4 protein-coding genes are annotated in these 10,722 nt (G+C 47.1%); 3 read left to right on the forward strand and 1 reads right to left on the reverse strand.

Going from position 1 to position 10,722, the window contains the following annotated elements; genetic code table 11:
* Positions 1-25: 25 nt before the first annotated feature.
* Positions 26-529, reverse strand: a complete 504-nt coding sequence (locus B3Q46_RS11995; protein WP_004781723.1) for a hypothetical protein — start codon at positions 527-529, stop codon at positions 26-28.
* 177 nt (positions 530-706) lie between these two features.
* Between B3Q46_RS11995 and B3Q46_RS12000 the strand changes: the two genes are divergently transcribed.
* The 3 genes from B3Q46_RS12000 (at position 707) to recD (ending at position 10,379) form a co-directional block, all read left to right on the forward strand.
* A complete protein-coding gene (locus B3Q46_RS12000) occupies positions 707-4,417 on the forward strand; it encodes an exodeoxyribonuclease V subunit gamma (protein ID WP_005232486.1) in 3,711 nt (1,236 codons plus the stop codon).
* Positions 4,417-8,535, forward strand: a complete 4,119-nt coding sequence (locus B3Q46_RS12005) for a UvrD-helicase domain-containing protein (protein ID WP_286715998.1) — start codon at positions 4,417-4,419, stop codon at positions 8,533-8,535. Before B3Q46_RS12000 ends, B3Q46_RS12005 begins: the two co-directional genes overlap by 1 nt.
* Before the next feature lie 71 nt (positions 8,536-8,606).
* The gene (recD, locus tag B3Q46_RS12010; RefSeq protein WP_286715999.1) at positions 8,607-10,379 is read left to right on the forward strand and encodes an exodeoxyribonuclease V subunit alpha; all 1,773 of its coding nucleotides are present in this window, start codon (positions 8,607-8,609) and stop codon (positions 10,377-10,379) included.
* The last annotated feature ends 343 nt before the right edge of the window (positions 10,380-10,722 follow it).

Genomic DNA, 10,722 nt, shown 5'->3' on the forward strand with positions numbered 1-10,722 from the left:
GAGGATAAAAAATGGGGCGGGCAATTTATTTGCTTTGAGCAATCTGTTTTTGCTGAATATTTTTTGCTGTGCGATAGCAATCTTCCACATGCGCTTCAGCAATTTTTTTCATCACAAAATAACCGAGGCTCGCGGCTACCAGTTGACCACCGAGTGGAATGAATTTTGTGACTTGCTTTGTGATCACTTTCGCTGCAACATTGTTCAAAGATTTTTTGACTGCTGTGCGTGCCACCACCAGACCGGAAAACTCGATTCCGCGTTTACGCAGTTCATTCCAGTGCACCTGCTTGGTTGCAGGATCAAACACACTGATCTGTTCAGGGGCTAGACCAAAGCGGGCATTGATCTCCGGAATCAGTTGCGACAGAATGCCGACATCAATGACCACGTCCAGAAATGGCACCGGAATCACAGCTGCTCCGGCAGAATAATAGGCACGTTTTTTGGTTAGCTCTAAGCACTCGTTGCGAATTCTGTCTAAATCTAAACTTGGATCGATACGATCTGGAATTTTGTCTAATTTCATGGGCATTACCTAAAGCTAGATGTTGTTTTTTCTGTTCAAACATCAATAAGATGCTTTTTTCAAAGAACTTTTTTGACTGAAGTATGAGTTTTAAAGTGACATAGACAGTTCAGTAAGTATAGTAAATAATCTTTATCATTTTGTAGTACTGCTCCATCTCATTTTTCAGGGGAAACGATGGCAATTCATGTTATTCAGAGTCAACGCATTGATGTGCTTTTGGATAGTATGCTGCGTATCGTCAACCAGAGCGCAAAAAATCCCTTGGCCGTGTTACAGCCGCGGCATTTTATTGTACCGTCTCCTGCAGTAGAGGCCTGGCTCACCCAGAAAATTGCTGAGAAAAAGGGCATCAGTGCCAATACCCAGTTTCATCACCGGATCCGTGCCTTTCAGTGGACTTCCTATCAGTGGGTGCTAAATAATCCAAAAGAAGTCGAACAAGTCCGTGAAGCCAATATTCCCCGAATTATTATTAAATGGCGGGTATTTCAGGCACTACGTAAATGTATTTTGCCTGAGCAGATTCCATTAGAGATCGATCATCCGCTGTATTCGATTATCAAGCGGATTTATGACAGTGCAGATCGTCTGGAGCAGGGTACAGAGAAGCAGCTGAAAAAACAGAGCATGCTGTACTGGGTATCTGAACAGGTCTCGCGCCTGTTTAGTCATTATATGGACTATCGTGGCTATTGTGCGCGGAATTGCCCGCCACAGGAATGCCGTTGTCCGACCAACTGGCTAGCGTCCTGGGGACAGGATATCGCGCTCGATCTTGAGCAGATGATCTATATTCCTAAAGATGAAAATGGCTATGAAATTCCGGTGGCGGACTTCGTCAAGATTCAGGCACGCGAACTGGAAGCCTGGCAACGCTGGTTGTGGCAGCATGTCTTTCAGGACGATTATGCCAAGATTCTGGACATCGAACAGATGTACTGGGAACGTTTGGAGAATGAAGATACCCAGGCACAGGCTTTAAAACGCTTACCACAACAGGTCGTGGTCTTTACCTTGCTAGAATTGCCACCGAGTCAGCTGGATTTCTTGCGCCGTCTCGGTCAATACATCGATATTTATATTTTCCACTTTAACCCTTCACAGGAATACTGGGCCGATAGTGTCGATCCGGACTGGAAAGCACGTTATGACCTTGGCGTGCAGGAACGTTTCATCAAGAAATTTGAAAAATCTCAGGGACGTTTGCCGACTGATACCGAAATCCAGCATTTCTTTGCAGCCTTTCAGCTGAACTTTAATGCCGAAGACCGGGAATCGCGTCATCCCTTGCTGACCCGCTTTGGCAAGCAGGCACGTGATCATTTCTCGTTATTGTCCAAACTGTCTTCGGGTGAAGAAGGTCTCTGGGCCGATGCTTTCGTGGATGAGTATCAAGACAAGTTACTGGCCAAAATCCAGTCGGATATTCTGTACCTGCTGGAACCAGAAAAACACCAGTATCCGCTCAAACCAGATGATGATTCGGTACAAATTCATGTCTGTCATTCCTCACTGCGCCAGCTGGAAGTTTTAAAAGAACAGATGATTCACTGGCTGGCCCAAGGTACCGAAGATGCCCCACGGCAGCCGAGCGATATTCTGGTACTGGCCCCGAATCTGAAAGAGCTGGAACCGGCGATTCGGAGTGTCTTTGCACCGCCGCCACGAGAACGGGAAGGCAATAGCCAGCGTCTGCAAAAAGATAATCTATATTTACCGATTCAGATTGCCGGGGTATCCCGACTCGATGTCAGCAATGCCTGGCGCGCGGTACTGGGCCGGATTCAGCTGGTGCATCGACGTTTCAGTATCGAAGATTTTGCCGACTGGCTCAGCCTGAATGCGACCCAGCAACTATATGCGCTGGACTACGCGCAAGTTGAGCGCATGTTGCAGTTACTGGGTGAAGCGGGCTTTAAACGCGGTCTGGATCAGCAGCATTTACAGCAAAGCCTGACCGCAGGCGATGAAGACTATCGCTTCAGTTTTAAATTTGCATTGGATCGGCTGGCACTCGGACTTGCAGTTCCGGAACATGCCCTGTTTCAGGATACCTTAAGCTATGCTCGGGTCTTGAGTAGTGATTTCCCTCTCATCTCGACTTTAATCCAGATTTATCAGGATCTGGTACAGCGCCGTGACTGGCTGATTTTGCATGAACAGGAACAACGTACCCCGGTAAAAACTTGGCTGGAATATCTGCGTGAAGACTTGAATGAGTTCCGTGAAGCCGGCGTCGAGTCCTTAAAGACGGTCGCAGAAATCATTGACAAGCAGATGCGGATGCTGACGTTGGCCGATTACCATGATCAGGATGATCCGCAGGCCAGCCAGGAGCTGGTCGCCTTAAGTCTGCCATTGCCTTATGTACTGGAAGAAATTCAGAATACGCTGGAGATGCAACTGGATCAGGCCGAGCCGACCGGACAAATTACCTTTAGTCAAATCGGCCAGATCCGTCCGTTGCCATATAAACTGGTGGTGATGCTGAATCTAGATACCGGTAAATTTCCGAGCCGGAAGCAGCAGGTGCCATTTGACCTGATGAACAGTTTGAAGCCGCAACTAGGGGATCGTTCCCGTCTGGATGATGACCAAGGCGCTTTTCTGGATGCATTGCTACTGGCACAGGACAATTTATGGCTGTTCTATAATGGCTTTGATGTTGATGATGGTGAAGCGCGTGATCCATCCACTTCATTGCAGGAACTGATCCAGCATATTGCCTTGATTTGCCAGTCAGACCAGCCCGATGCTGAAGTCGATGAAACGGTTGAGATGAATGGTTTGAGCGTGGCCAAGCATATCCGTCAGCTCTATCATGTGCATCCACTACAGCCGTTCGATCCGATCGGTTACGTCGAATCTCATACTCCACGTTATCAGACCCAGTGGTTTGCTGTAGCAGAATATATTCGCAGTGCAGAGGGCAAGCGCAGCAGCTGGATCAATGCCCATTATCCGGCCTTGATGCAGAAAGAAATCCGGGTGCTGAAAGGGGATGAGTGGATTCGTGACATGATTTTCCCAGCACGTCTATTCCTGAAAAGTATCGGTGTTTCCAGTGTGAGATATGCCGATCTGCCAAGTTCACGAGAACCCTTATTGCTGAATAAACTGGAACAGTATCAGGTCCGTGATTTCCTATTACAACAGGATCAAGAGATTGAGCCACAGCTGATGTTGGACCGCTTACCGGTCGGAAAAACTCAGGAAGCGACCTGGCTCAGCAGTCAGCAGGAACAGCAATCGCTAAAAGAACGTTTATTGCAGCTGAATAAAGAGCTGACACCTGTAACGCAGCAAACTTGGCAATATAACCCTGAATTGCTGATTCATATTACCTTGCCGCAAGTGCCGCACAGCAGTTACTGGCTGAGTATGCAGTCTTCCTCCGCTTCGGAAAAACGTCGGGCACAGGTCTGGCTGGAATATCTGCTCTGGCTGGCCTATCTGAATAATGATGAACTGTCGCCGCAGCTGGAACGGATTGTCATTTTCAGTAATAAAACCCTGAAATTCTCCGGACTGCGTTCTAGTCAGGCACGTCATCATTTACAGGCCTGGCTGAAAGCTTGGGAAGTGGGACAGACCCAGCCGCTGGTATTGCCTGCCGAATTGCTGATGAAAAAGGCCTGGGAATGGACTGAAAATGAACAGGGGCAGATCACTATTGCCGAGATGCAGGAACTGCTAAAGGCCTGGAACAACAGCTATGAAAGTGCCAAGCCTTTGGCCAGCGATGAATCCAGCCAGCTGCATCAGGACTGGCAGTTTATTTTGCAGGATCAGGACCCGGATCTGGCCTTGCAACGCTGTTGCCATGATTTTGCCCATGCGCTATATGCGCCGATTCATGAACATCTGGAATGGATAAAAGAATAATGACCATGTTACCCAACCAGAACAAAAAGATTTCAACCAATCCGATTCAGGACATGCGCTTTAGCGGCCTGCACTGGATTGAAGCTTCCGCGGGGACCGGTAAAACCTATACCTTATCCAGTTTGATGGTACGGATTTTTCTGGATCAGTATTATCCGCATCAGGTCATTGCCACAACCTTTACCCGTAAGGCTACAGCTGAACTGAAAAACCGGGTACGTCTCAGAGTCGAGGAAACGCTGGCCTTCATTCAGCGTCATCAGGAGCTGAATTCGGTCGAAATCACCGCCAAAATCCAGGCTGAATCGGATCCACTATTTCAGCAGGTATTAAAAGATTATGGCTCACGCATGGATTATGCCCGGCGCCGTTTACGTCTGGTACTGAACCAGCTAGATGAGCTGTTTGTCGGGACACTGGACAGCTTTAGCCAGAAATTATTACGTGAATTTGCTTTTGAAAGCGGCAAGATTGAACGGGCTGAACTGACTGAAGATCAGGATCTGTATATCCAGCAACTGATTCATGATGTGTTGCGGGAATGGATCCAGCAGCAGCCGCAATATATGATCAATCATCTATATCTGCAAAACCTGTTGAAACCAGTAGAACATTATACTGGACTAGTTCGTGATGCTCTAAATTTCCGTGTGCAATACTTTCAGAAGGTAGAAAAAGTCGAATGGGATCTGACTGAACTAGAGCACTGCATTCAGCGTCTGTTCGATGTACATGAACATGAAATTAAGATCATTCGGGAGTATTGCCAGAATTCTCCGAAGTATTTTCATAAGAGTTTTTTGACCAGATTAAGTGACGTTTGTGAAAACTTTATGACCTGGATGGCGGCACTGAAAACCAAAGGTGTGATGAGCTTTTTTGATCCAGAACTGCATGCGATCTTATTGAATCTGTGTTATTTGCGCCGTAAGAAAACCGATTTTCAGCCGACGACTCAAGTGTTTAACAAAAGCTGTCCGGAAGCAGAGCAGCAGCAGATTCTGCAACATAGCCTGATTCAGGCCATTGATGGATTGTGCGAAGTCAAAGAGAAGATGGATGCACAGTTGAAGCAGCTGACCACCTATCTTGAATATCATATTATTCGCAGTGTGCAGAACCGTCTGCCGCAAACCTTGCAAAAACAGGGTGAAACCACATTTTCCCAACAGATTCGAACCTTGGCTGAAGCTTTACAGGGACAGCAAGGTCAACGCTTTGCCCAGTTTGTACAGGCACGCTATCCACTCATTCTGGTGGATGAATTTCAGGATACCAACCAGGATCAGGATGATCTGCTGGCTAAAGTCTGGCGTGATCCGAACCGGGTCAAAGCCGGCTGTATGATCATGGTGGGCGATCCGAAACAGGCGATTTACGGTTTCCGTGGCGGCGACATGCTGACCTATAACAAGGCGCGTGCCGATGTGCTGCAAAAGCAGGGCCGTGAATATACCTTGATCCAAAACCATCGCTCGGTAAAACCTCTGGTCGAGGTGGTGGACGCGTTGTTTCAACGCCAGATGGATTTTGGTGAACAGGTGCATTACACCCTGATTCAGGCGGGGAGCCGGCCACATCCGGATTTAATCGATAAAACGCTGAGCAATCCGCATCCACTGCGCTGGATTCAACTCGGTGAACAGGATGTTGAAGCGGATCAGGTGGTCTGGAAAATCCGCCAGTTATTGAATCAGTCTGAACAGCAGCACCTGTATTTCCAGCAGGGTGACAACGTTCAGCACTTAAAAGCGGATGATATTGCAGTTCTCAGTTTTGGCCATTATGCGCTGGAACAGGTCAAGCAGCGTCTGCAACGCATGGGGATTCCCTGTTATAAGGAATCTAAGCAGAGCGTCTTTGCCAGTCCGGTGGCTCAGGATGTTGCAGCTGTTCTGACCGCGATCATGGAGCCTTTTAACGAAGCCAAAGTCAAACGTGCTTTATTGACCCGTTTATTGGGCTTTAACCTGAAAAAGTTAATCGAACTGCAAGAGCAGAGCGAAGGTCTGAGCCATTATATTGCCGACTTTGATGCTATCCGGGAAATGTGGTTTGAAAAAGGGTTTCTGACGGCCTGGAATTATGCTTTAAATCTGTTTCAGGTCTGGACCAATCTGGTTGCAAGCCAGAGCCTGGACAATGAACGGGTAGTGGTGAATTTACGTCACCTAACCGAGATCCTGTGTCAGCAAAGTGAATATTATCAGGGTGCTCAAAAGCTGTATCACTGGTATTTGCGTCAGTTGCAATCACCTTCAGGCAAGGATAACGAAAAAGAGCGAAAACTCTCTGGCGATCATGGGGTACAGCTCTTAACCATCCATGCTTCCAAAGGTCTGGAATTTAAAGTGGTGTTCCTGTTAGGTGCCGATGCACCTTTTGATGTGAATAAAGGAAATCTGAACTTTTCCCTGTCAGCCGCGGAAAATGTACTGGAACAATCCCGGGTGATTGCAGTTAATCATAAGGACTTGCATGAGCAGGCGATTTTGCAAAATGCGGCCCGTAATGCCGCAGAAAATCACCGGCTTTGGTATGTGGCACTGACCCGGGCCAGTCACCGGGTTTATGCCATGCTGCAAGATCAGAGCGGACAGGCGGATTCAGGACTGGCATTCTGGCGTGGACAAGGTGAGGCGGCCTTTCAGCATGCCCTAAGTCTGCTGGAACAACCTCTGGCTTCTGAGCCGCCTAGAATTGTGGCAAAACAGACAGAAGCACCGTTACAGATGCAGGCTCATCCTTTACCGGAGCGACAGTTCTATCCACGGACTAAAACCAGCTTTACCGCGCTGTCACAGCATCTCCCGCATCAGGCGATATTGCAGGATGATCTGGTCATCGCTTCTGAACGTCCGGACAGTGCCGCAGATGAAATGAATCTGCTGGAACTGGAACAGCAGATAGCCAGTCAGCCACTGGACTGGATCAGGCTGAATTTTCCAAAAGGCACGGTAGCCGGAACCTTCCTGCACAGTATTTTTGAGCATATCGATTTTCAGGATCGCAGTTACTGGAATCTGGAAATCCGCCGCCGTTTTAAAAATACGGCGCCACAAATCTGGCAGGAACTGAAAGAGAAATTTCATCAGGCCTTTCATGTTCGTCCATTGTTACAGCAGGCATTTACTCGGGGCTATCAGACGGCCTGTGTGAATTTACAGACCCTGTTTAGTCAGGTGGCCCGTCAAGGTCAAATGCAGCCGGAGAAATTGCAGCAGAGTATGCAAAAAGTACTCTCCAGCCTGAATTATAAAATCCTGACCGGAATTCGCCTGCATGATCAGAGTGAAGCTTATCGTCAGGAATGGCAGCAGTTTTTCCGTTCCGCTCAAACATTCGATCACTCTGAATGGTTGAACTTCTTAGGGCAGTTTCAGCGCTATGTTACAGAACTGGATGATGAGCCTTTTATCCAGTTTTTCGAACAGGAAATGGCGCAGATGACGCCTGCTGAGACAGCAGCAGAACTGGATGTAGAAACCGTTTTTCAGCAGGCATTCGATCATTTCATTGATGAGATGATTGAAGATCTTCTGCTCAATCGGGTTCATGACTGGCTCAAAGAAATTCTGGCTGCACCCCTACAGGCAGAGTTCAGCCTGGAGCAGTTGCAGCAAGGTACTTATTTGTCTGAATTCCCGTTTTACCTGTCTTTAACCGATGTGCCGTTACAGATTCGTCAGATCCAGCAACTGTTTGCCGAGCATGATATTCTCATGCCTGATTTTAATGAGGTAAAATCAGCACGCTATCTGACCGGTTCTATCGATTTGGTTTATTTTGATGGCCAGCGCTATCATATTGCCGATTATAAAAGCAATTTTCTCGGGCCGGATCAGCAGCATTACACGGCCGAGGCCATCCAGCAGAATATGACTCACTCCAGTTACTGGCTGCAAGCGGCCTTATATCTGGTGGCATTGCATCGTTATCTAAGCGTGAACATGCAGGGGTATGACATGCGGCAGCATCTGGGTGGGGCGACTTATCTGTATTTGCGCGGTATGAATGGCCAGGCTGAACAGGGTGCTTATCACTGGCAGCCCGGTCTGGAATTTATTCTGAAACTGGATGAAATTCTGGGCTATTTTGAGCAGAAAAAATCAGCATAATTTTGATGATTTATAAAATTTTAAGAGTTTAAACAGAAGATTATCCTGTGGATAACTTTGAGGATAACTGTGTGGAAAATGAGCAAATTCACGTGTCTCAGCAATCAGCCCATTTAATGGCCTGGATTGACTATCTATGTCAGCCATCGTTCAGTTCGGCGACCTTTGATGCTGCCGCAAAATTGCTGATTCAGCAGCTCCTTGAAGCGATGCAGGAGGGCAATAGTTGTATTCCGGCCAGTGCTGAGCAAAAAGCTCTATTGCATCATTTGGTATTGGATCGTAGCCAGCAGGCTCAAGGCATTGCACCTTTTATTTTTGAAAACCAGCAGTTGTATTTATACCGCTACTGGCAGCTGGAGCAGGCAGTCGCTACAGAGATCGCCCGGATCAAGTCACAAGCCATCACACCAGTAAATTTAAGTGAGCGTGATCATAACCTCCTGACAGATCCACAGCAAAAGCAAGCGCTGGAAATGGTCGCCAAGCAGGGACTGAATATTATTACTGGTGGGCCAGGAACCGGTAAGACCTATACCTTGGCACATATGATTGCGGTACTGCATGAAGCCTTGCCTAATATCCGGATTGCGATGGCCGCTCCGACGGGTAAAGCTGCGCAGCGAATGCAAGAAGCCTTGCAGAAAGCTTTACATAGTGAAAAGTTACAAGCTTTTGAACTGGAGGCTTTAAAGCAGGTTCAACCCGTTACTTTGCACCGCTTACTGGGCTTGGGGCGGTTGGGACGCCCACGGTTTCATGCCAAGCAGCCTTTACCCTATGATGTGATCGTGGTTGATGAAGCATCCATGTTGGACTTAAGCCTGTCGCAGATGCTTCTTGCTGCAGTGCCAGATTCAGCCCGCTTAATTTTATTAGGCGATGCAGATCAGCTGGCCTCGGTGGATGTCGGCACTGTACTGGCAGATTTACAGCAGACTTCTGTTTTGGCGGATAACCGAGTGAATTTAATCACGACGCGCCGTTTTGCTTCAGGCGCCCGGATTGGAGCGATGGCACACTTTATCCAGCAGGAGCATGTTCCAGCATCAGTTTTAAACCAGTTTGAACAACAAGTAGTTACTGCGAGTGAGCTGCAAGCAATTGCACTGGACCAAGTGGAAATTGACCAGCTGCAACTGCAATATTTGTCAGAAATAAACCCAACTACAGGTCTACAGTTAGACCCATATTATGATCAACTGATGTATGGCTATCAGGCTTATGCAGACGCGATCAAGCTGGCTCAGGATCAGGCTGGTTTCGAGCAATATGTACAGCAGGCAATTCAGTACTTTGATCATTACCGGATTCTCACCGCAATCCGGCATGGTGATCTGGGCTTGAATAAAATCAATCAGCAGATTGAACAGCGTTTTCTGGCCAGTGTAGGCAAGTTAAAACAGGGCGACTGGTATACCGGTCGACCAGTGATGATGACTTATAACGATTATCAGCTGGGTCTGTCCAATGGTGATATTGGCATCTGTTTCTGGAGAGAACAAGAAGGACAGTCACAATTTGAAGTGTATTTCCCGAGCTTAGAAAAATGGGTGCTGGCGACCCGCTTACCGAAAAGTATCGAAACGGCATTTGCTTTGACGATTCATAAATCGCAAGGTTCAGAATTTACTCATACGGCTGTAGTACTCGATCAACAGGCCAAAAATTTGCTGAGTAAGGAACTGATTTATACAGCGATTACCCGGGCCAAAAAAGTTGTGAGCTTACTGGTAGATCGCGACGCGTTTACACAAGCGCTATGCGTCAGAACCACACGAAAGAGTGGCTTAAGCGAAAAAATACTTGAACAATGCAACAATCTATTGGCAAAAAATAAATAACTGTTGTAGGTAAATGCTTACATGGATTCAGGAAATTGGCGCATGGAGCTTTTACTCGGTTTTTGAGAAGATTGGTCACACAAAAGAACTCAACACGGAAAGTTGGGTATAAATCGCATAATAAGAACAAGAATGTCACCAGACAGCGAACTTACAGTGAAGTAAGTGAAAGAGGAAACTTACAGCCGCTAAGCCTTGTAGTTTTGGGAGAGACTACAAGGCTTTTTTATATCTGCCGTTAATGGAATTTTGCCGTAATCTTATAGTTCAATTAAGTTGGCAGAATAAGTAAATTTAAGTAAATAGTGTAATTAAAAGATATATAATAGGACTTACGCACTAT

This window comes from Acinetobacter sp. UBA2581 (assembly GCF_002339435.1).
Classification (GTDB): domain Bacteria; phylum Pseudomonadota; class Gammaproteobacteria; order Pseudomonadales; family Moraxellaceae; genus Acinetobacter; species Acinetobacter variabilis.